Source organism: Cyclobacterium sp. (assembly GCF_014762705.1).
Classification (GTDB): domain Bacteria; phylum Bacteroidota; class Bacteroidia; order Cytophagales; family Cyclobacteriaceae; genus Cyclobacterium.
In genome coordinates, this window is the sequence record NZ_JABURL010000023.1 from 73,677 (window position 1) to 95,073 (window position 21,397).

At 42.2% G+C, this 21,397-nt stretch carries 22 protein-coding genes and 1 tRNA gene; 13 read left to right on the forward strand and 10 right to left on the reverse strand.

Features of this window, described 5'->3' with window-relative positions:
* Positions 1 to 11 precede the first annotated feature (11 nt).
* The gene (locus HUJ21_RS03350) at positions 12 to 1,946 is read left to right on the forward strand and encodes an AAA domain-containing protein (protein WP_291367297.1); all 1,935 of its coding nucleotides are present in this window, start codon (positions 12 to 14) and stop codon (positions 1,944 to 1,946) included.
* On the opposite strand, the gene HUJ21_RS03355 is transcribed toward HUJ21_RS03350, so the two are convergent.
* The 5 genes from HUJ21_RS03355 to HUJ21_RS03375 all read right to left on the reverse strand — a co-directional run bounded on the left by HUJ21_RS03355 (position 1,943) and on the right by HUJ21_RS03375 (position 5,877).
* Entirely contained in the window at positions 1,943 to 2,485 is a 543-nt protein-coding gene (locus HUJ21_RS03355; protein WP_291367299.1) for a DUF4924 family protein, read from the reverse strand. The two genes, HUJ21_RS03350 and HUJ21_RS03355, sit on opposite strands and share 4 nt — an antisense overlap.
* A gap of 4 nt (positions 2,486 to 2,489) precedes the next feature.
* Positions 2,490 to 3,095 carry a hypothetical protein gene (locus tag HUJ21_RS03360; protein ID WP_291367301.1) on the reverse strand — a complete coding sequence of 202 codons (606 nt, stop codon included), beginning with the start codon at positions 3,093 to 3,095 and terminating at the stop codon, positions 2,490 to 2,492.
* A 754-nt stretch (positions 3,096 to 3,849) separates the two neighbouring features.
* The gene (locus HUJ21_RS03365; protein ID WP_291367303.1) at positions 3,850 to 4,080 is read right to left on the reverse strand and encodes a hypothetical protein; all 231 of its coding nucleotides are present in this window, start codon (positions 4,078 to 4,080) and stop codon (positions 3,850 to 3,852) included.
* Between the two features lie 15 nt (positions 4,081 to 4,095).
* Positions 4,096 to 5,421 (reverse strand): S8 family serine peptidase, encoded by a 1,326-nt coding sequence (locus HUJ21_RS03370; RefSeq protein ID WP_291367305.1) that lies wholly within the window; start codon positions 5,419 to 5,421, stop codon positions 4,096 to 4,098.
* 57 nt (positions 5,422 to 5,478) lie between these two features.
* Positions 5,479 to 5,877 (reverse strand): (deoxy)nucleoside triphosphate pyrophosphohydrolase, encoded by a 399-nt coding sequence (locus tag HUJ21_RS03375; RefSeq protein WP_291367306.1) that lies wholly within the window; start codon positions 5,875 to 5,877, stop codon positions 5,479 to 5,481.
* Between the two features lie 101 nt (positions 5,878 to 5,978).
* Between HUJ21_RS03375 and HUJ21_RS03380 the strand changes: the two genes are divergently transcribed.
* A tRNA-Gly gene (locus tag HUJ21_RS03380) sits at positions 5,979 to 6,051 on the forward strand.
* Between the two features lie 153 nt (positions 6,052 to 6,204).
* Here HUJ21_RS03380 and HUJ21_RS03385 read toward each other — a convergent pair.
* Complete coding sequence (locus HUJ21_RS03385) at positions 6,205 to 8,757, reverse strand: phosphoenolpyruvate carboxylase (protein WP_291367308.1); 2,553 nt, start codon at positions 8,755 to 8,757, stop codon at positions 6,205 to 6,207.
* 244 nt (positions 8,758 to 9,001) lie between these two features.
* Between HUJ21_RS03385 and HUJ21_RS03390 the strand changes: the two genes are divergently transcribed.
* From HUJ21_RS03390 to HUJ21_RS03435, 10 genes are all read left to right on the forward strand, one after another.
* The gene (locus HUJ21_RS03390; RefSeq protein WP_291367309.1) at positions 9,002 to 11,308 is read left to right on the forward strand and encodes a putative monovalent cation/H+ antiporter subunit A; all 2,307 of its coding nucleotides are present in this window, start codon (positions 9,002 to 9,004) and stop codon (positions 11,306 to 11,308) included.
* A gap of 3 nt (positions 11,309 to 11,311) precedes the next feature.
* Positions 11,312 to 11,722, forward strand: coding sequence for a Na+/H+ antiporter subunit B (locus HUJ21_RS03395; RefSeq protein ID WP_166151440.1), 411 nt, complete (start codon positions 11,312 to 11,314; stop codon positions 11,720 to 11,722).
* 2 nt (positions 11,723 to 11,724) lie between these two features.
* Positions 11,725 to 12,078 (forward strand): Na+/H+ antiporter subunit C, encoded by a 354-nt coding sequence (locus HUJ21_RS03400; RefSeq protein ID WP_166151438.1) that lies wholly within the window; start codon positions 11,725 to 11,727, stop codon positions 12,076 to 12,078.
* Positions 12,075 to 13,583 carry a proton-conducting transporter membrane subunit gene (locus HUJ21_RS03405; RefSeq protein WP_291367311.1) on the forward strand — a complete coding sequence of 503 codons (1,509 nt, stop codon included), beginning with the start codon at positions 12,075 to 12,077 and terminating at the stop codon, positions 13,581 to 13,583. Before HUJ21_RS03400 ends, HUJ21_RS03405 begins: the two co-directional genes overlap by 4 nt.
* 11 nt (positions 13,584 to 13,594) lie before the next feature.
* Positions 13,595 to 14,074, forward strand: a complete 480-nt coding sequence (locus HUJ21_RS03410; RefSeq protein ID WP_291367312.1) for a Na+/H+ antiporter subunit E — start codon at positions 13,595 to 13,597, stop codon at positions 14,072 to 14,074.
* Positions 14,071 to 14,346, forward strand: a complete 276-nt coding sequence (locus tag HUJ21_RS03415) for a cation:proton antiporter (protein ID WP_166151427.1) — start codon at positions 14,071 to 14,073, stop codon at positions 14,344 to 14,346. The genes HUJ21_RS03410 and HUJ21_RS03415 overlap by 4 nt, the downstream gene beginning before the upstream one ends.
* Complete coding sequence (gene mnhG, locus HUJ21_RS03420) at positions 14,339 to 14,719, forward strand: monovalent cation/H(+) antiporter subunit G (RefSeq protein ID WP_166151425.1); 381 nt, start codon at positions 14,339 to 14,341, stop codon at positions 14,717 to 14,719. Before HUJ21_RS03415 ends, mnhG begins: the two co-directional genes overlap by 8 nt.
* Positions 14,706 to 15,848: a lactonase family protein gene (locus HUJ21_RS03425; protein WP_291367315.1), complete on the forward strand. Its 1,143-nt coding sequence runs from the start codon at positions 14,706 to 14,708 to the stop codon at positions 15,846 to 15,848. The genes mnhG and HUJ21_RS03425 overlap by 14 nt, the downstream gene beginning before the upstream one ends.
* 92 nt (positions 15,849 to 15,940) lie before the next feature.
* Positions 15,941 to 16,978, forward strand: coding sequence for an aspartate--ammonia ligase (asnA, locus tag HUJ21_RS03430; RefSeq protein ID WP_291367317.1), 1,038 nt, complete (start codon positions 15,941 to 15,943; stop codon positions 16,976 to 16,978).
* A gap of 158 nt (positions 16,979 to 17,136) precedes the next feature.
* On the forward strand, positions 17,137 to 17,334 hold the full coding sequence (locus tag HUJ21_RS03435) for a cold-shock protein (RefSeq protein WP_014020889.1): 198 nt from the start codon (positions 17,137 to 17,139) through the stop codon (positions 17,332 to 17,334).
* An 88-nt stretch (positions 17,335 to 17,422) separates the two neighbouring features.
* Here HUJ21_RS03435 and HUJ21_RS03440 read toward each other — a convergent pair whose 3' ends face one another.
* From HUJ21_RS03440 to HUJ21_RS03455, 4 genes are all read right to left on the reverse strand, one after another.
* On the reverse strand, positions 17,423 to 18,367 hold the full coding sequence (locus HUJ21_RS03440) for a DUF4097 family beta strand repeat-containing protein (RefSeq protein WP_291367323.1): 945 nt from the start codon (positions 18,365 to 18,367) through the stop codon (positions 17,423 to 17,425).
* Positions 18,360 to 18,740 carry a TM2 domain-containing protein gene (locus HUJ21_RS03445; protein ID WP_291367325.1) on the reverse strand — a complete coding sequence of 127 codons (381 nt, stop codon included), beginning with the start codon at positions 18,738 to 18,740 and terminating at the stop codon, positions 18,360 to 18,362. Before HUJ21_RS03445 ends, HUJ21_RS03440 begins: the two co-directional genes overlap by 8 nt.
* The gene (locus HUJ21_RS03450; protein ID WP_366483589.1) at positions 18,725 to 19,039 is read right to left on the reverse strand and encodes a DUF2752 domain-containing protein; all 315 of its coding nucleotides are present in this window, start codon (positions 19,037 to 19,039) and stop codon (positions 18,725 to 18,727) included. Before HUJ21_RS03450 ends, HUJ21_RS03445 begins: the two co-directional genes overlap by 16 nt.
* Before the next feature lie 137 nt (positions 19,040 to 19,176).
* Positions 19,177 to 20,256 (reverse strand): oxygenase MpaB family protein, encoded by a 1,080-nt coding sequence (locus tag HUJ21_RS03455; protein WP_291367327.1) that lies wholly within the window; start codon positions 20,254 to 20,256, stop codon positions 19,177 to 19,179.
* Between the two features lie 60 nt (positions 20,257 to 20,316).
* Here HUJ21_RS03455 and HUJ21_RS03460 point away from each other — a divergent pair, with 60 nt between their 5' ends.
* Positions 20,317 to 21,246 (forward strand): hypothetical protein, encoded by a 930-nt coding sequence (locus tag HUJ21_RS03460; protein ID WP_291367329.1) that lies wholly within the window; start codon positions 20,317 to 20,319, stop codon positions 21,244 to 21,246.
* Positions 21,247 to 21,397 lie beyond the last annotated feature (151 nt).

Below are 21,397 nucleotides of genomic sequence, written 5' to 3' on the forward strand. Positions count from 1 at the left end.
AGAAAATACAAATGGCAAATATAAAAGAAGAAATAGCATATACCAGCAAACTTTTACAACAGGAATGGGAAGCGGATCGCAAACAATTTCAAGACTTGACTTACAGTAAATCCATTAAGGAGAAAATTGCAGCCGGAATGTGTTGGTATCCAGTGAATTTGGTGAAAGTAAAATGGGCTTTTTCAGATCAGCTGATCGTTGAAATCAATGTTCATGAAGTCTTGGAAAACCACAGTTTTCAATCCGGGAAATCCATTTCGCTTTTTTCCAACAACAATGAATACAAGCTTCGGGCCAGTTTTGTAAATGGGGTGGTAAACGCTGTCAATAGGAATCAGATGACCATAAGCCTCCATACCGAAAACCTGCCAGATTGGATTCATGATGGGAAATTGGGCCTGGACCTGATGTTTGATGAAACTTCCTATAAATTGATGACTTCCACTATGGAAAAGGTGCTCCTGGCCGACAACAACCACCTTGCATACCTCAGGGATGTTTTATTGGGGGAGAAAAGTGCTGCTGTATCCGAAAGGATTGAAATGCATGAGCCGGGTCTGAACGAAAGTCAGAACCAGGCTTTGTCGTTGATTCATGGGGCACAGGACCTGGCGATCGTACATGGCCCTCCCGGAACGGGCAAGACCACCACCCTTGTTCGTGCCATTGGTACATCCCTTCAGCACTATTCACAGGTTATGGTTTGTGCACCCAGTAATGCCGCTGTGGATTTATTGGTTGAAAAACTTCTGGAAGAGGGGATACATGTACTCAGGATGGGACATCCTGCGAGGGTAGATGATAGAATAATTCAACAAACGCTGGATGCAAGAGTCCTTGCCCACCCAGCCTACAAGGATTACAAAAAATTAAAAAAAGCAGGTGAGGAGGCCAGAAGAAATGCCAAAAAATTTAAAAGACATTTTGGACCCTCCGAAAGGGAGAAAAGGAAAATGGAGATGAATGAAGCCAAGCGGTGTTTTGGGGAGGCCAGGCAACTATATGATTATATGGTGCATACTGTTTTAGACAGCAGCCAGGTTATTGCCTGCACTTTGGTGGGAGCAGCCTCCTCCTTATTGAAAGGAAGGGTTTTTCCTGTCGTTTTTTTGGATGAGGCCGCTCAAGGACTGGAGCCTGCTTCATGGATTCCCCTTCTACAGGCAGAAAAAGTGGTCATGGCAGGGGATCATTGCCAGCTTCCTCCTACCATTAAATCAAGGGAGGCTGCCAGGGGCCTGCAGAAAACACTTTTTGAAAAGGCCATTTCCAACAATTCCAACTGCTCAAATATGTTAACCTTGCAATACCGGATGCCGGAAACGATAATGAGCTTTTCCAACAAAATGTTTTACAATGGAGCCTTGTTAGCTGCTCCCAATACGGATACACATTTCCTCAAACCTGGTGAAAGTGTGATGGAGTACATAGATACAGCAGGAAGTGGTTTTATGGAGTACCAGGACAAGGAAACCTTTAGCATTAGCAATAAAGAAGAAGCCCTGATGGTGCTCAGGCTACTGAAAAATCTGCTGAAAAGAGTTGGATTGGTCAATGCCGAAAATGAGCCCTGGAAAATAGGCGTTATAGCTCCTTACAGGGCACAGGTAAGCTTGCTCAGAGACATGGTAAATTTGGATGATTCCTGGGTGTATTTAAGGCAGCTAGGAGCAAATATGACGATAAGTACCGTTGATGGATTTCAGGGGCAGGAAAAGGATATTATTCTTATCAGTTTGACCAGGTCTAACGCAAGGGGAGAAATCGGTTTTTTAGCCGATAAGCGAAGAATGAATGTAGCAATTACCAGGGCTAAGAGAAAATTAATCATTATAGGGGATAGTGCCACTATTGGCAATCACTCTTTTTACCAGTCATTTTTAGATCATGTACAGGAAAAAAATTGCTACCATAGTGTCTATGAGTACCTGGACATAGGCGATTAATTTAAATACCTATTCGCCTTTCTTTTCATTAATACCGCATTGAGATATGCCAGGGCATCTCCAAATTTCGCAGCAGCTTCCAAGATGTCCTCTGGTGCATTTTTTCCGTTTAATTTGCTAAGCAATAAGCCATAGAGTGTATTGATAAATAGCTGAACTTCATGCCCTGGATTTTGATCTCCAGCTTCTGAAATCAATAATAGCAAATGCATTTGGGTCTTTTTATAAATAGCAAAATAGTCAGGGTCCTCTTTGATTAATTCCCAGTGGATTTTGGCCAATTCATCCACCCAACCTTGCGCCTCTGGTAAATGCCCCTTTTCTTTGATTCCCAAATCAGCCATGGCCTTTGCCATCTTTTCCAGCCAATCCCGGCTTTCTATCCGGTCCCTTTCATTGATGCGCTCATGGCCGAGAACATACTTTTCGATCTCCCGGATATCAAATTTGTAGGCACGAATCAGGTCCTCCATGCGGTATAAGTAAAGAATATACTCAACGATGTTTTCCTGTTTTTTTTTCTCTGCTATTCTCTTCATAAGCTTAATGATATACTTCTTTTGTAAGGGCGGTAATTTCTGACTGCAAAAACCTGTCCCATCGGTCCTGCATCTCCTTATTGCTGGGTTTGGTTGTTTGGGCATCATATTGCGAATCCAGTCTTTTCCAATCTTTAAAGTTATCCCTAATAATACCGTTAAGCTGGTATTTGTACTGTTTGGGGTCAAACTTAAAGCCATTCACATCTCTGACGATACGGTACCCTATAATCTGGGCAATAATAAAATGACCGTTTTCATGGTGCAGGACTTGTTTTTTTTTACCCTGGTCCGAACGTGCCAGAAAATCATGGGTAACCTGGGTAAGTTCTTTCTGAAGATTGATTTTGGCATTGATCGCTAATTCTACATGTTCCTTATCACGGATGATATCCAGTATTTCCACTTCACAGGAGCTGAGACAAATGGCGTTGATGGTGCTTTTTCCACGGATTAGATCCACCTTCCTGAAATCATTCCAATTTAGCAGCCTGTTTGGATATACCGTGACCCTGCCTCGTTTGGGTACTTCCTTTGGGCTGGTTCCGCTCAGCAAGCTTATACAAAGGAATACCCCTGCTATCAAATACAAAAAAGATTTTATATTCATTATTTTCTGTTTGCCTTTTTTCGGTTTTTTGTCGGTGCCTTCCTTGCCAGGGATTGGTCTGATCAAATGTTTTTGTATCGGGCAACAACATGTCCTGGCACCTCCGTTAACCTGTTTTTTTTGTCAAGCACCTCAAATATCCGGGATTCTTAAAACAAATACAACCTGTTAAAATGCCACTGGCGTGGAATGCATTTGACCGGCATTCAATCGATTTTCAAAAAGTCAGGGAAATATTATTTGGCCTTGTAACGCAACTTTTTTATAACCATATAGCCCTCCTATGGTTAAAAAAAGGGGAAACGATAGGAGGACATTTAAGGTTATATGACGACCCTATCCCTATTGGTCAAGATGGGTTCACCACAGAAGAGTCCATATTTTCACATATTATTTTCTGGTTGTAGTTCTAAACCCTATATTCCCTTTTATGACTTATAGGGTTTAAAAAAAGAGGAACCCTATATGGGATAGAAGAACTTATAAGTGTTTTTTTTTGATTTTATCCGTTTAATCCGTTGAACGTAATGGTTTCAACACAGACAGGCACAGATTTCCACAGATTATTTTCTGGGCGTAGTGTGAGTCTAATATTTCCTTATATGACTTATATGGTAAAAAAAGGAACCATATAGCATAAAATAGCCAGGAATGATTTTTAATTTTTTCCCTTTATTGTCATTTTTCCTTTTCCAAAGATTGTATCTAATAAAAAAAATGATCCTATTTTCAGCCAACTAGCGGTACCACATCACTAATCCTTTCCTCCCAGAGCCCGGACTTCATGGTCTTCTTCTATGTAGCGAATACCCTGTACTTTGAGCTCCTGCAGGTCTTTCTCCTTTCCGGAGCTAGAACCGCTAATCACACCGGCAAGTTTTAATATCCGGTTTATGGTGCAGCCTTTCTGTCTCAGGTTCTCAGCTATTTGTTCGATATGAGGTGCTGATCCGGGCTCAATGGAGGCAATAAAGTTTCTCTTCATTTTAGTTGTCCTCTTTTATTTAGGAGATTGTACCAGCCCGGCACCCACATCCCTGACAGGCAAAGGTAAAGCTCTGGCTTGGGCTACGAGTTTGTCCCAAACCTCACGGGCAGTGGCCTCCGGAAAGGCTTCCAACAGCTGCGCTGCCACCCCTGCCACAAATGGGGTAGCCATACTGGTACCACTAAGAATAGCATATTCCTGTGGAGTCTTCCATGAGCTGAAAACTTCCACACCCGGACCAGCTATATCCACCAGACCCCCATTTGGATTCAGTCCCCCACAGGAAAAGTCGGCTATTTTCGAACGCCGGTCCAATGCACCTACTGCAAGGATATTGGGACAATTGGCCGGATGGTTTACTGCACTGATCCTTCCCTGAGATCGGCGGCTGTCGTTTCCTGCCGCACCGATAATCAATGTGCCCATATCCATGGCCTTGCCGGCAAGCTCATTGTAAATATTGGAATAGTTGCTGTCTTCCTCCACAGAGGCACCAAGAGACATGGATATCACCCGGCATCCTTCCTCCACCGCCCATTCCATCCCAGCAAGGATGCCGCTATCGCTTCCTACCCCTGCATTGGAAAGGACCTTGCCTACATATAAGTTTGCTTCCGATGCAGTACCATAGCGTATACCGCTTTCGCCCCTGGTGCCTCCGACAGCAATACCCGCGCAGTGTGTTCCGTGTCCATTTACATCATCCACAGATTCCCCCCGGATAAAAGACTTGGTCACCATTTGCCTGGATGCAAAATCCGGATGGGCCAGGTACATTCCTGTATCCAGTACTGCGAGCTTTACTCCCTTGCCGGTAAAAGAATTTGCTAAAGTGTCCAACGCATGCAATCCCCAATAGGCCTCCCCGGTGTTTTCAAAAACGGGAGGACTTTCGGGCAGAGGATCTTTTGGAGCGGGATCCGGATCAACTTCAGGCGGATCTTTCTTTATGCCAAACAAACGGCAAAGCATTTGCCAGAGCAATACGCCAAAATTACTGCTGCGGGGTCCATCAAGGGCATAAAGGTAACGTTCGGGTTCCTCATATTGAAAACTCCTGCGGGCATACAGCAGAGATTTGATTTGTTCTTCATGGTTGGCATTGATAACGGCAATTCGAAATTTCTCGAAAACTATCCCATCACCCTCCTCAAAGGCTTTTATGTAGTCTTCTTCGTGGCTTTTGTAGGCACTGGAAGGTGCCAACCGCAAGGCCGCTCCCGATGCTTCGGCATCAATATTTTTCATGCTGGCATCAGGGGAAAGCATGACCAGTTTTTTACCGGTATACTTAGGTCGATCCCCGGTAGGGACTTGAAAGGAGGTGTAGGGATCCATTTTTCAGGGATTGGTTGTATAAAGGGTTTTGAACTTCAAAAAGTTACGTATTTTCCTTCAAAAAAACCAGGGCTTGCTGTTCAGAATTTGTATTACCACTGGAAGGTCTGCGGCAGCCCAATCTAATCCCGGCAGGTTTTTGGGAATTATCCACCGGTAAGCAAGATGTTCTTTCAGTCTCACCTCCTCCTTCCCGATCCTGGCCCAATAAGGTATCAGGCAAATGGTAAATGCGCCATAGTCATGGTGAACTGGCTGCATCCTGATCTCCGGTTGGATATTCAGGGCCAATTCTTCCCGGATTTCCCGGATTAGTCCTTCCGCTTCTGTTTCCCCTGCCTCCAGCTTTCCTCCCGGGAATTCCCATTTCAGTGGCATTCGCATCTTTTCGGAGCGTTGCACGGCAAGGATTTCATTTTGAGGGTTGCAGATGACAGCACAAGTAACCTGTAGCATAATTATAAGTTAGAATTCAAAATGGATCCACTCAATTTTTTTAAAAAAGAGCGTCTTCCACAAAACAATAAAAAAAAAGCTTTATTTTTATACCCAGACAAGCGGGTGTAGCTCAGTTGGCAGAGCGTCAGCTTCCCAAGCTGAAGGCCGTCGGTTCGAACCCGATTACCCGCTCTATATCTGTAAAAGAACCCATGTTCATTTTTCCCGACTAATTTATTATTGATCCTTTTGTTCTGTTCGTTCAACATTAACATGAATTGGTTAATAACAAAAAAGCCTTCGAAAGTAATTTCGAAGGCTTTTTTGTTATTGCTGAGGCAGGCATCAGGCTGCATTTCTTGCGGCGTTGATAATGCCAAACATGGTTCTAAGTATCAATTTCTGCAAGTCAGCATCTTCCTTGCCTTTTTCCAGGATAGTCTGTATCGCATATTGCTGAATGGTGATCAGTGGCAATACAATTTTTTCCCGAATCCCTATAGATTCTCTGCTCAATGGACTGTCTTCCAATAGGTTGCTCATGCCAGCTACTTTAAGAATTTGTTCGTAAGCCCTTTGGTATTCACCATACATGAGTTCCCAGAATCCCCCAAATTGGGCATCGTCCTTCAAATAAGCCGTCGCAGGATAAAAGGCTTTGGCCAGGGACTGCATGGAATTGCCTAAAAGGGATTTGAAAAACAGGGAATCCTTATACAATTGCTGTACTTCTTGCAATTTGCCCCTCTTCTCCATTTCTTCGATTGCCTTACCCACGCCAAAGAATCCGGGAATATTTTGTTTCATCTGCGCCCAGGCACCTACAAAAGGTATGGCCCTGAGGTCTTCAAATTTCATGCTTCCCCCTTTGCTCCGCTTTACCGGCCTTGATCCGATATTTGTCATACCGAAGAATTTCAGTGGGGTCACCTTTTCCAGGTAAGGCACAAACTGAGGATGATTCTTTAACTCCTTGTATTCCTGGTAGCTGATATCTGCCATTTCATCAATCAATGCTTTTTGTTTTTTGGTAAGGCTGTTTTCGCTGGATGGATACAGGTGACTTTCCATTCCGGCACTGAGTAGCTGCTCCAGGTTATAGGCACAACTCACAGGTTTACCGTAATTAGAGCTGATGGTTTGGCCCTGTATGGTAATCTGGATTTCTCTGTTTTCCACGTTTGGTCCCAGGGAAGCATAAAAATTGTGGGTATTTCCACCACCACGTGCCGGAGGCCCCCCTCTACCATCAAAGAAGACCACATCAATTCCTTCTTCTCTGGCAACCAGAGTCAACTCCTCTTTGGCCCGTAAAATGGACCAGTTGGCCCGGATGTATCCTCCATCTTTTGTCCCATCCGAAAATCCCAACATGATGGTCTGTTTGTTGCCCCTCTTGTGCAAATGATCCCTGTATGTTTTATTGTGGTACAAAGATTTCATCACAACCGGAGCGGCAGCCAGGTCATCTATAGTTTCAAATAATGGTACGATATCCAGAAACAGGTCCCCGTCTTTAGATAAAATCAGTTTATTTAGCTGAAACACTTCCAGTACATGAAGGGCCGATTGATTATTGGATATAATGTATCGGTGACATCCCATAGGGCCATTGCTTTTTTGGATGTAGGCGATGGAAGCGATGCTTTCAAGCATCTCTCTATGGAAATCATCCTCAAGAGAGTCAGTAGCTGGTAATTTTTCGGTGGCCAACACTTTCTCTATCTTACTTTCTTCGGTACCCTTATGATAGGTTTCAAGTGCTTTTTCCCCTTCACTTTTGCTGATAATGGCATCCCAAAGGCTATCATGTTTTCTACTGTCCTGCCGGACATCCATACTTGCGAAGTGGAAACCAAAGACCCTTACTTTTAAAATGAACTCATCCAAAAGTTCCAAAGATAGGCCTCCATGATCTTCTATGATACCTTTTCTTGCCTGATAAAGTATATCAAGCAAATCATTTTTTGATTGAAAAACTTCTCCCTGCCCTCCAAAAAGGGTGTTGTAAATACCTTTCTCCGCTTTGATGAGATGGCTTTCGACATTATAGAATGTTAATCTCCTTCTTACTTTGCGGATGTCTCTGTAATAACATTTCAGTATGCTGTTTTGAAGCTTATCTGCCACTTTTTTGGTAATATCGTGGGTCACATAGGGATTGCCATCCCTGTCTCCTCCTGGCCAAAAGCCTACTTTCAGCAAATTGGGGTTTTCCCAGTCATGCAGCGGAATATTCAATTGATTCAGCATCCGAATCATGATATCAGAAATACCCGGATAAAAGACATATTCTAAAAACCAGGTAAGACTGACAGCTTCCTCATAGGGAGAGGGCTTTTCCTTATTGATAAAGGGTGTTTTTCCCAGCTGCCTCAACAACAAATCAATGTCTCCCAAATCATTCTTTCTGATGGCTTGTTCCAGGTCAGTAATGATGGCCAGCACATTTCCCGGGTAAAATTGGGTGGGGTGCGCCGTCAAAGTAAGGCGGACTGAAAAATTCTGCAATTTTTGTATCAGCTCTTCTCTTTTATGGTCAGTTTCTGCACGGGAAATCAGGGAGCTCATGGTTCCCTTTCCCTTAATATCATTGAATTTTTCAAAAGCCGCATCTTCAATAGAATCAAACAATACTACCTGTCGTTCAATGTATTGAACCATTTTGAACAGGAGGTCATGTCTGTCTTTCTCAGGTTTCTCGGACATGAGTTCCTCGAAAAACTGATGGATGATTTCTTTGGGTGTTTTGTTTTTCTTAAAGCCACTTTGACACGCTTCAGATAAGATCGGTAACAAGGTACCTGTTCTGTATATCTGGTCAAAGGGCAGATCTAAGAACAGACTGTTATAGATGGTAAAGCGTTTAGCAACTTCAGTTTCGTAGATGTTTGCCATGGTTGATGGGATTAATTTTAATCTTTCCAATTATCCAAAAATGCACATTTTTTTCCTTCTATGCATTATTTATAAGGCATAATTTCAATATCAAAAATAGATTACGGATTTATTTTCCTTACTGTCAGGATCTTATTATCTATCTCATGCGACCCACTCATGGATTCAGAGGCAGGGTTCCCCGCCAATCGAATATTTTTTTGTATTTTAGGCTTTCGAAAACCAACATTTTAATCAACCGCTGATGTTAATCGCAGTAACTTCTGGATTTGTTTTTGCTTTGGTAATCCCCCTGATCATGGGTAGGCTAAAATCAAAATCCACACTTTGGGCGGCATTGTTACCGCTTTCGATTTTTGTGTTTTTTCTCTCCATCTTGCCTGAAATTCAGGATAATGGACACATAAGGGTCAGTTATCAGTGGGTCCCTTCCATTGGGGTCAATCTTGATTTCTACCTGGATGGCTTGTCCATGTTGTTTGTTCTGTTGATCAGTGGTATTGGAACGCTGGTTTTTATTTATACTTCGGCTTATTTGAAAGGGCACCATTTTCTGGATCGTTTTTATGCCTACTTGTCCATGTTTATGGCTTCCATGCTTGGCCTGGTATTATCAGACAATATTTACACCCTATTTATCTTTTGGGAACTCACCAGTATCAGTTCCTTTTTTCTGATAGGTTTCAATAATGACAGCGAGGCGTCCCGGAAATCCGCTCTTACCGCATTGGCCATTACCGGTATTGGAGGCTTATTCCTTTTGGCAGCTATGGTAGGGCTAGGTCATGTTACTCAGCTCAATCAGATTTCCGCCATGTCATCCCTTTCTGAAGTCATTCAAGGAAACAACTTATATGGTTGGATACTGCTGTTTCTTTTTTTAGCTGCCTTTACCAAATCCGCCCAGTTTCCTTTTCATTTTTGGTTGCCAGGAGCTATGAAGGCACCTACCCCGGTTTCTACCTACCTGCACTCTGCCACCATGGTTAAGGCAGGGATTTATCTACTGGCTCGTTTCACCCCGGTATTGGGAAATCACGAATGGTGGAATGGCCCATTGATTATTGTGGGGGCTATTACCATGGTTTATGCAGCCATTCATGCCTTGTTCCGCCTGGACTTGAAGGGAATCCTTGCCTATTCTACCATTTCAGCACTAGGAATTTTGGTGTTTCTAATTGGTCTGGGCTCTTCTGCCGCTCTTTTGGCAGCTGCTATTTTTATTCTGGTACATGCCTTGTACAAAGCCACTCTTTTCCTGGTGACAGGAATTATTGACCATGAAACGGGAACCAGGGATGTGAGCCAGCTACGGGGTTTGAATAAGGTCATGCTTCCGGTAGGGATTGCAGCCCTGCTGGCGGCCATTTCCAATGCCGGTATACCTCCCTCTTTTGGTTTTGTTGGCAAAGACCTGATTTATGCAGCCACGCTGGGCATGGGTGATCTGGCATGGCCACTGACCATCCTGGCCATCATCACCAATGTAGCCCTCTTGTTTGCCGGTTTCCTGGCAGGGATCAAGCCTTTTTTTGGGAAATTACCTGAACGATTCCAAAACCTGCATCTTCCTGGTCCTGCCATGTATGCACCCCCATTATTACTTGGGATATTATGTATTTTGTTTGGGTTGGCACCTTTTTTATTGGAAATTAGCCTGATCCATCCGGTGGTGGCAGGTCTCACGGGGACAGATCCCGATTTTCACCTGCAGTTGTGGCATGGGTTTAATTTGATTCTTCTCCTGAGTGTCATTACTATAGGTTCAGGAACTGCACTCTACTTTATTTTAAAACCATCTGAAAATTTATTGTCCAAAGTCAACGCATTTGAGGGCATTTCTCCTGAGTCCATTGTAAGGTTGATCTCCAGGGGATTTGCCAAATTCAGTAGCGGATGGACAAGATTTTTTCAAAATGGCTACCTCCGATACTACTTGATTACCATTTTGGGTTTTATTTCGCTAATGCTGGCCTACCGCCTTTTTACCGGGATTACCTTATATGTAGATACAAGCACCATGACAACCGTTACTTTTTATGAGGCGGTGGTATTAATAATCATGGCAGTAGCCATTTTTTTCACGGTATTTTCCAAGTCCAGACTCGTGGCCGTAGCTTCCATGGGAGTGGTGGGTTACTCATTTTGCCTCATCTTTCTTTTTTATTCAGCTCCTGATCTGGCCATGACTCAATTTTCCATTGATACCTTAACGGTGATCTTATTTGTTTTGGTGCTGTATAATTTACCCAAATATTTAAAATTATCTGATACCAGAGACAGAATCCGGGATGGCCTGCTTTCTCTGGCATTTGGAACGCTTATCAGTATCCTTACCCTGGAAGTGATGAACGAGACGGTAAGCAAAGAGACCAGTCAGTATTACGCAGAAAATGCCTATATCCTTGGAAAAGGAAAGAATGTTGTGAATGTTATATTGGTGGATTTCAGGGGTTTTGATACCATGGTCGAAATCACTGTTTTGGCCATAGCGGCCATTGGCGTATTTGGCTTGTTGAAATTACACCTAAGAAGTACAGAAAAAGAATAGTATATGAAAACAATTATATTTAAAACTGCTTCAGCTTACCTGCTCCCTTTGCTGTTACTGTTTTCAGTGTTTATTTTATTGAGAGGCCATTATCTTCCAGGTGGAGGATTTGTAGGCGGGCTGATGGCTGCTATCGCCTTCGTGATTCATTCTTTTGCCAATGGGATAGATAAGACCAAAAACATTATAAAATTTCACCCCGGATTTCTCATGCCTGTGGGATTGTTGCTGGCACTGACGGCAGGATCCTTGCCTTTGGCTTTCGGGGATACTTTTATGACAGGTCTTTGGATGAAGCAATCCGTGCCTGTGATTGGCTCGGTTGGTACGGCTTTGTTTTTTGATACAGGAGTGTACCTGGTGGTCATAGGAGTGACACTCACGATTATTTTCACCATATCTGAAGGCTTGTAAGCATGGAGATTTTGCTCGTAATCATCATAGGACTATTGTACGCCGCCGGCATTTACATGATGCTCAGAAGGAGCCTTGTGAAATTGATCATAGGTTTGATCCTGCTCGGAAATGGTGCCAACCTGCTTATTTTTTTATTGGGTAAAATTGTAAAAGGAGAGCCCCCCATCATTGCCGATACAGAGAAGATGCTGGGAGAAATTTATGCAGACCCTGTTCCACAGGCCCTTATTCTTACCGCTATTGTCATTAGTTTTGGCCTGCAGGCATTCGCTATCATTCTCATTAAAAGAGCCTATAAAGTAGTTAAAACAGACGATCTGGACGAAATGAACGCAACCGACGAAGATTTATGAGCAACCCCTACATTGTTTTACCGGTAATTTTCCAGCTTTTTGTGGCAGTGGTTCTGATGTTTTCCTGGAACAGAAAAAACCTTCAAAAGCTGATCTCTGTGATCGGATCCCTGATTGCCTTGCTAATCAGCCTGCTTTTGCTTTTAAAAGTAAATCAGGATGGGATTCAGGCCATGCAGGCAGGAGGTTGGGTTGCCCCTTTCGGAATCACTTTTGTGGCCGATACTTTCAGCGCACTGCTGGTGCTGCTAACGGCAATTGCGGGACTGGCTGTCAGTGTGTTTTCTGTGGGGAGTATACGGAATGCAAGGATTAAGTTTGGATATTTTCCTATTTTGCATCTTTTGATCATGGGGTTGAGCGGTGCCTTCCTTACCGGTGATATTTTCAACCTTTACGTTTGGTTTGAAATCATTATCATTTCTTCCTTTGTACTGCTCACTATAGGAGGGGAAAAAGCCCAGATAGAGGGGGCCATCAAGTATGTCACCATGAATTTGCTGGCTTCTGTCATCTTCCTTACCGCTATCGCCATTTTGTATGGTTTGACGGGAAGTTTGAACATGGCAGATCTTTCGATTCAGGTTGCAGCCGTTGAAAATCGCGGACTGGTAAATGTGACAGCCATACTCTTCCTGATAGGTTTTGGGATCAAATCTGCAGTTTTCCCATTGTATTTTTGGCTCCCGGCTTCCTATCATACCCCTCCACCGGCCATTTCAGCTATTTTTGGTGGGTTACTAACCAAGGTGGGTGTATATGCCCTATTGCGGGTGTTCACCTTGATCTTCATCCCGGATGAATTCCTTACCTGGGTAATTTCCATCATGGCCATGTTGACCATTCTTACCGGAGGACTGGGAGCATTGATCCAAAATAATATGCGGAAAGTATTCAGTTACCTGATCATTTGCCATATTGGCTTTATGCTGGCCGGTCTTGGTATTTACAGTGCTATTGCCATAGCCGGGGCGGTGTTTTATCTGGTTCATGACATCATGGTCAAAACCAACCTGTTTATGGTTAGTGGCTTGATATTCAAATTTAAAGGCACCTACTCCATGCGATTATTGGGCGGGTTTTACAAAGAACAGCCCCTGTTGAGCCTGTTGATGGCCATCCCTCTGTTTTCTTTGGTGGGGATACCGCCACTCTCCGGCTTCTGGGGAAAATTGCTGCTCATCAAGGGTGCCATAGCAAGCTCAAATATTTTAATGATTGCCTTTATAATATTGGGAAGTTTCCTTACCTTATTCATTATAGCCAAATTATGGGCAGCCGTTTTTTGGAAGGATGGAGCCGAATTGCCAAGGAAAAAACACATCAAATACTTTGAAGAATTAAAACCATTGAAAAAGAAAGCCATGATTGGTTCAATTGCTTTTTTATCGGTGATCTCTTTAGGCATTGGTTTCGGTGCAGAATGGATCATGCGCCTGTCCATGACAATAGCGGAAAATCTGATGGATCCAACTCCATATATTCAGGCCGTTTTGGGAATTTAAATCTAAGGAAAATGATAAAAACCAGGTTTCTAAGCAATCTCCTGCTCTCCTTCATTTGGCTTGCGGTGACAGGAACATTCTCATTTGTAAATTTTGTTTTTGGATTCATCCTGAGCTTTTTCCTGATGTGGCTCATTTCCAAAGAAAGGGAAGAAAACAAATATTTCTACAGAGGTCCTAAACTAATTGCCTTCGTCTTTTTCTTTTTATACGAACTGATTAAGGCCAATCTTCAGGTGGCCTATGATGTGGTCACCCCCAGTTTTTACATGAAACCCGGGATTATACAAATACCGCTTACAGCAAAAACAGATCTGGAAATCACCCTGCTGGCCAATTTGATTTCTCTTACACCAGGTACCCTGAGCCTGGACGTATCAGATGATAGAGAGGTGCTGTATGTGCATGCCATGTATGTACACGACAGGGAAGAATTTATAGCAGATATAAAAAATGGATTCGAACGCAAGTTATTGGAGATTTTGAGATGAGTGTATACGATTATTTATATTATGTGATTTTACCGGTTTTGGCCGGGTCTACCCTTTTGATATTTATTCGGTTTATTATCGGTCCCACACTTTCTGACAGGGTGGTGTCACTGGACCTTTTGCTGACCACGGGAATAGGTATCATTACCATTTACAGCATACATACCGACCAACCGGCATTCCTGGATATTGCCATGATCATGGCATTAATCGCTTTTTTGGGAACGGTGGCTTTTTCCTATTACCTTGAAAAAAGAGAAAAAAATGAATGACTATTTAATCATGGGGCTAAGTACATTGGGAGCTGTTTTTATTTTACTGGCAGCTGTGGGAGTAGTACGGATGCCAGATCTGTACCTGAGAATTTCGGTCACTACCAAAGCCGCCACCCTGGGGATTGGGTTACTGCTTCTTGCGGCAGGTATTTATTTCAACGAATTCGGAATTTATTCCCGGGTAATGGCCATTATCCTGTTTATGTTGCTTACCGCTCCGGTGGGTGCCCATATGATTGGCAGGGCATCCTATTTTACAGGAGTAAAATTATGGTCCGGGTCAAAATTGGATGATCTGAAAGGCAAATACCACCCCAAAAGCCATGAACTTTCAAGTGATAACGACCAAAAGAAGGATGAAAATAAATAAAATGATAGTTGTGGTATTGATAGCCATGGCCTGTGGTCAGTCAAATACCCGGAAATCCCAAACAATAACCAACGACATGTCCGATTCCTATTTGTTTTTGTTAGGCACCTATACTGATTCTCCTGAACAAGGCATTCACCTGCTTGAGTTCAATCCCGGGAAAAATGGCTTCAATTTACTTTCTTCAGCGACTGATCCTGAAAATCCTTCATTTGTAATTGCCAATAAATCCCAAAACCTGGTTTTTTCAGTAGAGGAAACCGCCGGGGATGAGGGGGGAAAGGTAAGTTCTTTTGCATTGAATAAGGGCGTCATTTCCAAAATCAACTCCGTATCGGCTGCAGGTGATGCTCCATGCTACCTCAGCCTGGATCCATCAGAAAAATTTGTTGTTGCTGCTAACTATTCGGAAGGTAACTTTTCAGTTATTCCGGTGGAAGCTGAGGGAAGGCTGCAACCTGCTGTTCAGGTGGTCAACCACAAAGGGAACAGTGTAAATCCCAACCGACAAAAACAACCTCATGTACATGCGGTTGTTTTTCATCCTCAGGATGGCAGGCTTTTGGTTGCCGATCTGGGGACAGATGAGGTAGTGGTATATGATTTTGACCCCAATCAGGAAAAACCATTGGTTGAAGACCCACATTTCCGTTTGCAGGTAAAGCCCGGAGCAGGTCCCCGCCACCTGGTGTTTGACGCAGCCGGTGAGACCTTATATTTGATCCATGAAATTACTGCAGAAATAGGCGTTTACAGCTATCAGGATGGATTCCTGGAACATGTAGAGACCCAAAGCCTGCTTGAACAAGGTTTTACCGGTAGGGTCGGCGCCGCTGAAGTCAGGCTATATGATAAATACCTTTACGCCTCTAATCGTGGAGAAGCAAATGAAATTATTGGATTTCAAATCGTTGATCAGGGGAAACTAAAGCACATTCAAACCATTTCCTCGGGTGGCAATGGACCTAGAAACTTTAACATTACCCCGGACGGTAAATTCCTGGTGGTGGGGAACCAAAACTCCAATACCCTTTTGGCTTTCAGTAGGAACCCTGAAAGTGGGATGCTGACCAGCACAAACCACCGTTTTGAAATTCACAAACCCGTCTACATAAACTTTCTACCATAGAAACCTGAATCGGGCAGGGCATGTCCAGGAATCAATTCTTTTCTTTTATATTGCGCCGATTTTAAATTTGTCAAAAGAAAAATTAGAAAAAAATGGCAGCATCCAGTGAGCTGAAATACAAATGCATATTGAATAGAAGAGAAACTGAAAGAGCCATAGACCTGATCAAAACCCGATTTCCGGTCATGATGTCTGAAAGGTTGAATTTGTTAAAAATTTCCTGCCCACTGGCCATATTGGACGGGACAGGAATCAACGACGATCTTAACGGCACAGAAAGACCAGTCAGGTTTCCTATCAAAAATCAATCGGATGCCTCTGCAGTAGTCGTTCAGTCTCTTGCCAAATGGAAACGATGGCAATTGGCTGAATTGGAGGCAAAAGACGGAGAGGGGATCTTAACAGACATGCGGGCCCTTAGACCCGATGAAGACTATTCTCCACTGCATTCCTTGTATGTAGACCAATGGGACTGGGAACAAAAAATAACAGCATCCCAAAGAAATCTGGACTATTTAAAATCCACGGTAGACAGTATATATGGTATCTTCAGGGAACTGGAGAAATCTATCTTTGCCGCCTTTCCGGACATTTCTCCCCAGCTTCCTGAGAAAATTACTTTTATTCAGGCAGAAGAACTCTTGCAACAATATCCGGATTTAACCCCCAAGGAAAGGGAATACCAGGCCTGTAAAGCTCATGGAGCAGTTTTTCTGATTGGTATCGGAGATGTACTTAGCAATGGGGAAAAGCACGATGGCAGGGCCCCTGATTATGATGACTGGAGCAGTTACAATTCCGAAGGCCATAAAGGCTTAAATGGGGATATTTTGGTGTGGAATCCCATTTTAAATAATTCTTTTGAACTTTCCTCCATGGGGGTTCGGGTGGATGCGGACACTTTGGAGAGGCAGCTGGCGCTTTCAGGTGAAGAAAAAAGAAAAAATCTGTTTTTTCATAAAAAGTTATTAAACGGAGAACTCCCAGAAAGCATAGGAGGAGGGATCGGTCAATCCAGAACCTGTATGTTTCTTTTGAGAAAAAAGCATATCGGCGAAGTGCAATCAGGAATTTGGCCAGCCGATGAAATAAATAAATGTAAGGAACAAGGAGTTTATTTAATGAAATAAAAAATAGGGAAAAACCTATTTATTGATTTTGAGCATTATTAAGTTAAAATTGCTTTTCAAGAAGTCTTTAAAATCAAAAAAATAATTTTAATAACTGTTTTATTTGCAAAAAGTTTCCTTACCTTTACTGCCATTAATACAATCAATTAATTACAATTATGAACACAGGAAAAGTAAAATTTTTTAATGAGTCCAAAGGATTCGGTTTTATTATTGATGACGAATCATCTAAAGAGTATTTTGTGCATGTCTCTGGACTTATTGACGAAATCAGAGAAGACGATGATGTATCCTTCGATCTTAAAGAAGGAAGAAAAGGTCTGAATGCAGTGAATGTGAAGGTAGTAAACGCATAACATAACATTGACATCAGTAGCAGAAAGCAATCCATTTGGATTGCTTTTTTTGTTTAAAGACCATATATGTTTATGTTTTTTATTTTTTTTAACTGCCCTGAATATCCAATCGTCCGGATTGAAGTTTGCCTTTAATAGTTGTTTCAGCTCCATGATCAATGATCAAATCCTCACTACTGGATCGATCTCCAATACTTAGTCTGCCACTACCTACTTTAAAATCAAAATTATACTTATTGAGGTCAGAAATCGTCTCAATTTTCATGTAGCCAGAGGAGGCCGATAATTGGGTGTCCTTTCCCAATCCGCAGTTTATGGCAGACAACATGCCTGAAGAAATAGAGATTTCACCCAAGCTTTCCACGCTTTCCAGATCGGCTTTTCCGGAACTCATTTCCCCGGTGACAAGGCCATTGACATCAGAAATTTTCACCAGCCCGCTAGAGCCTTTAAACCTGACATTCCCTTCCATTCCTTCTAAAGATCCCATTCCGGAAGATAATTCCAGATTCAAATCTCCCCGAATATTTTCTAAATCAGCTCTTCCTGAAGAAATTTTGACATGGAGGTTGGGGGATTCCAAATTGCTGGCTTCAATTTTTCCAGAACTCCCCCTAAGTTCAATGAAGTCATGACGTACATTATTGACCTCCATTTTTCCGGATGAACTGTTCATCTCAAGGGCCATTTCTGATGGACCTGTCAAGCTGATAAATCCCTTAACCCTATTTCCAAAGAAAAAGGAAAAATCAATGTCCGGATCAAATTCAACTATCAGTTCGTCACCTGACCTATTGAACACCACTCCTTCCAAATCCGGGTCAGTGGAGGTTATGTATGCATTCAGGTAAACCTTGTCAGTGTCTTCTCCACCGGTATAACTTATTTCCAGTTCTCCTCCTTTGACAGTAACTTTTTTAATTCCCTCATATGAAGTTTCCAGGTCCGAGATGGTTTCCATGGGCAATGGATTGCAACCAATGAGGCAACTGGATATAGCCAGAAGCAGGAGGGCAATTCGGTTCTTATTCATTTTTATCCTCCTGTTTAAGGTTACTGCTCATTGACATTAATGATATGGTCTCATGGGCAACCTTGATATTGTACTCGTAAGCCAGGCTTTTGTAATTGACCAAATCCACGATAGTCCCGATAAAACACAGTCCCACAGTCAAAAGATATAAAATACCCAAACCAATTTGTCCCAAAATAAAACGGTGCAATCCAGCAAAGCCGAAAAAGCCTATCAGGGTCAAAATCAAAATCATCTGACTATCTTTTCTCCGGGCCCGGTAGACCTGAGAAAAAAGGGCTGCCTGCTCTTCATTCATGTCTTTTAAAATACCCTGAATGTATCCCAATTCCATTCCTTCCAGTTCAGGTAAGTGTTTCAATACGTTTGCCATAATTTTTTTTGTTTTGAAATAAGAAATATCAAATCAACCAGACGCCACAGAATCACTATCAGTGCAAAAACTCCCAATGGGTGAAATTGCCATGAAACTAGAAACTCTCCATGCATCAAATGGTGCAAAGACCTGCCCAATCCACATCCTGGGCACCAGGAAAAACCCAGGTTATCCAATGGGCAGAGACTGAAATGATGATCTGACGCACTTCCAAAAAAATATATACCCAGTAGTGCAAGGGTCCATGTCATCAATTCCAAAAGTCCTGGTGGTAAAGGTCGCATGACAATAAACATACGAAATGAATGCCATTATTAAAAGGAGGCATCCTGGCCTCTATGGGCCATTTTTTAAAAAGTGATGTTCGAAAGCAATACATTTTATGTCCGTTTTTGGACAGTGAATGAATAAGGATTGCCTGAATCAAGCATGTTTACTTTTGGGGCACAGGCAGGTTGATCGCAACTTCCAATCCCAAAGCCTTTTGCGTGTTGGTTAGAAACTCTTTATAAATGGAGTGGAATGTTGAATTTCCCGCGCTCTGACTGAAAGGGCTAAATTTATTGAGATTCTTAAGGAAAAATTCCGGCAATTTTTGGCTGGCATTAAGTTCCAGAATACGGCTAATTTCCTTACCCAGATAATATTGTAAAATATTTTCTAAAAACGGAGAAAGCTCCGGTCTGAATAAATTTTTTCTATAAAAATTCAACAGGGAATGTAGCAAAACTTTGCCCGCACTGGATTTTTTTAAATGCCTCTTTCTAATGATCTTTTCCAATTCAAATGCTTCCTTGTTGGATTCTGGCCAAAATTTGGTGTCAATACCCAGGTAATACCCTACCAAACCCCAGTAGGCCAAAAGCATCTCCCGTTCCTTGGAGGAAATGGAATGATTGGACTTTTTCATTCCCCTACTTATCAATAAACTGAAAGTAAGGTTTGTTGACAATAAATCTTCCTGATTGATGGGCTGACCCCAGGACTGATCCCAGTCTCCGGCATATTTTTTAATGAAATGCCTGGACATGGCATGGATCAACCTCACCTTAGCGAGTACCATTAAAACCTTTTTATCGCTAGCAAAAGCTCCGGGACGATAACACTCCAATACGAAAAGGGCAGTTTCTGCCAATCGTTCACCCGGATTTTCAACAATTTTTCTTGACCTCACCAACACCTCAGCGCCGTCTCCAAAGGCGTAGGTATAAGGCAAGGAATAAAAGCCAAGCAGAGACAAAATCAGGCTGGAATGTTTTTCAAAAAAAACCTGTGCTTCCCGAATAAATGGGGCATCACTGTGGGGATGATCTTTTAGGAAGAATTTAAAATAGTTTTGTATGGCTAATGGGTAATTATCAGGCAGTCTTTTTGGGATTTCTTGCCATGAATTGATGTCTGAAAGCAACTCTTTTTCCAATAGAAGTGATTGAACAGCCTTGTCAGCGAGTCCGTCTTCAAGATGTCTAAGGTGATTTAAATGTTTATCTGTGTATAAATCTAATTTTCCCACTGAGAATATAACAAGTATTTTGTAGATTAGTTTTAAATTAAATTTAAACCAGCTTTTTTTATGCCTTTTTATAGAATCAAAAAATTTCCAGCTCCCTACATCCTTATTATTCTTCTTATTTACCTCTGTGGAAATGTCAACATGAGCCTTGCTCAACAATCCACTGATCTGTTTTTAGTAGACACCAGAAACAATTTGCTGGGTTTCAAGATTTTCTCAGGGACAGCTGAGAAAATAACAGAAAATGAATTATACGATAACCAGCCAAAATTTATCAATGATTTACAGTTGGTTTTTTCATCTGAAGATCCGTCTGGTAATTTTGATATTATCATGTACAATTGGGAAAGTAAAAAATTCACCAACATGACCCGGACCAAAAACAAAAGTGAGTTTTCTCCCGACTTAACCAACTGTGGACAATACATATCAGCCATAACAGTAGAGGAGGACAGCAGCCAAAGGCTCTGGCTATACCCTATTAATTTGGGAGAGCCTGAACTATTGTATGATGATATTCAACCTGTGGGGTATTACGGATGGCATGAGGATGTAGCTGCGCTTTTTGTTATCGGTGAGCCCAATCGCCTGGTGTTCCCTTATAGCAGGGATGATGTCCATGAGATTGCTGTTAACACGGGGAGGACTGTTCAAAAAAGACCGAAGAAAAGTGAGATAGTGTTTCTGGATAAAAATAACAATATAGTGGCAGATGGAAAAACCACTTATGAATTGAAAGCCTATGATATTGATAAGCGGGAAACAACAAGTTTAGGTTTGGCGCTGGGAGGGGCAGAGGATTTTTGCTGGGTGGATAAAAACACCCTGTTAATGGGCAGAGGAAATGATTTGTATATGCGGAAAGTAAATAAAAGCATACAATGGGAGAAAATAGCCAGCTTCAGCATTCCCGGCTACGGTAATATCAGCAGAATATCCATAAGTCCGGACAATAAAAAGCTGGCCCTTACTTTTGAGCAATTGGACTGAATGTCAAAGAAAAATGGAACCATATATGACATATAAGGTTTTTTTGATCTTTACTTTTCAATCCCTTTTGAACAAGTTGGATTCACTACAGATGGGCACAGATTAGGATAAATCTGATAGAATCAGGGAAAAACCCTTTTAAGTTTGTTTA

Excerpts from the sequence above, each read along its gene's own strand:
- HUJ21_RS03350 (WP_291367297.1), top strand. The coding sequence starts at position 12 with ATGGCAAATATAAAAGAAGAAATAGCATATACCAGCAAACTTTTACAA.
- HUJ21_RS03355 (WP_291367299.1), bottom strand. The coding sequence starts at position 2,485 with ATGAAGAGAATAGCAGAGAAAAAAAAACAGGAAAACATCGTTGAGTAT.
- HUJ21_RS03360 (WP_291367301.1), bottom strand. The coding sequence starts at position 3,095 with ATGAATATAAAATCTTTTTTGTATTTGATAGCAGGGGTATTCCTTTGT.
- HUJ21_RS03365 (WP_291367303.1), bottom strand. The coding sequence starts at position 4,080 with ATGAAGAGAAACTTTATTGCCTCCATTGAGCCCGGATCAGCACCTCAT.
- HUJ21_RS03370 (WP_291367305.1), bottom strand. The coding sequence starts at position 5,421 with ATGGATCCCTACACCTCCTTTCAAGTCCCTACCGGGGATCGACCTAAG.
- HUJ21_RS03375 (WP_291367306.1), bottom strand. The coding sequence starts at position 5,877 with ATGCTACAGGTTACTTGTGCTGTCATCTGCAACCCTCAAAATGAAATC.
- HUJ21_RS03385 (WP_291367308.1), bottom strand. The coding sequence starts at position 8,757 with ATGGCAAACATCTACGAAACTGAAGTTGCTAAACGCTTTACCATCTAT.
- HUJ21_RS03390 (WP_291367309.1), top strand. The coding sequence starts at position 9,002 with ATGTTAATCGCAGTAACTTCTGGATTTGTTTTTGCTTTGGTAATCCCC.
- HUJ21_RS03395 (WP_166151440.1), top strand. The coding sequence starts at position 11,312 with ATGAAAACAATTATATTTAAAACTGCTTCAGCTTACCTGCTCCCTTTG.
- HUJ21_RS03400 (WP_166151438.1), top strand. The coding sequence starts at position 11,725 with ATGGAGATTTTGCTCGTAATCATCATAGGACTATTGTACGCCGCCGGC.
- HUJ21_RS03405 (WP_291367311.1), top strand. The coding sequence starts at position 12,075 with ATGAGCAACCCCTACATTGTTTTACCGGTAATTTTCCAGCTTTTTGTG.
- HUJ21_RS03410 (WP_291367312.1), top strand. The coding sequence starts at position 13,595 with ATGATAAAAACCAGGTTTCTAAGCAATCTCCTGCTCTCCTTCATTTGG.
- HUJ21_RS03415 (WP_166151427.1), top strand. The coding sequence starts at position 14,071 with ATGAGTGTATACGATTATTTATATTATGTGATTTTACCGGTTTTGGCC.
- mnhG (WP_166151425.1), top strand. The coding sequence starts at position 14,339 with ATGAATGACTATTTAATCATGGGGCTAAGTACATTGGGAGCTGTTTTT.
- HUJ21_RS03425 (WP_291367315.1), top strand. The coding sequence starts at position 14,706 with ATGAAAATAAATAAAATGATAGTTGTGGTATTGATAGCCATGGCCTGT.
- asnA (WP_291367317.1), top strand. The coding sequence starts at position 15,941 with ATGGCAGCATCCAGTGAGCTGAAATACAAATGCATATTGAATAGAAGA.
- HUJ21_RS03435 (WP_014020889.1), top strand. The coding sequence starts at position 17,137 with ATGAACACAGGAAAAGTAAAATTTTTTAATGAGTCCAAAGGATTCGGT.
- HUJ21_RS03440 (WP_291367323.1), bottom strand. The coding sequence starts at position 18,367 with ATGAATAAGAACCGAATTGCCCTCCTGCTTCTGGCTATATCCAGTTGC.
- HUJ21_RS03445 (WP_291367325.1), bottom strand. The coding sequence starts at position 18,740 with ATGGCAAACGTATTGAAACACTTACCTGAACTGGAAGGAATGGAATTG.
- HUJ21_RS03450 (WP_366483589.1), bottom strand. The coding sequence starts at position 19,039 with ATGTTTATTGTCATGCGACCTTTACCACCAGGACTTTTGGAATTGATG.
- HUJ21_RS03460 (WP_291367329.1), top strand. The coding sequence starts at position 20,317 with ATGCCTTTTTATAGAATCAAAAAATTTCCAGCTCCCTACATCCTTATT.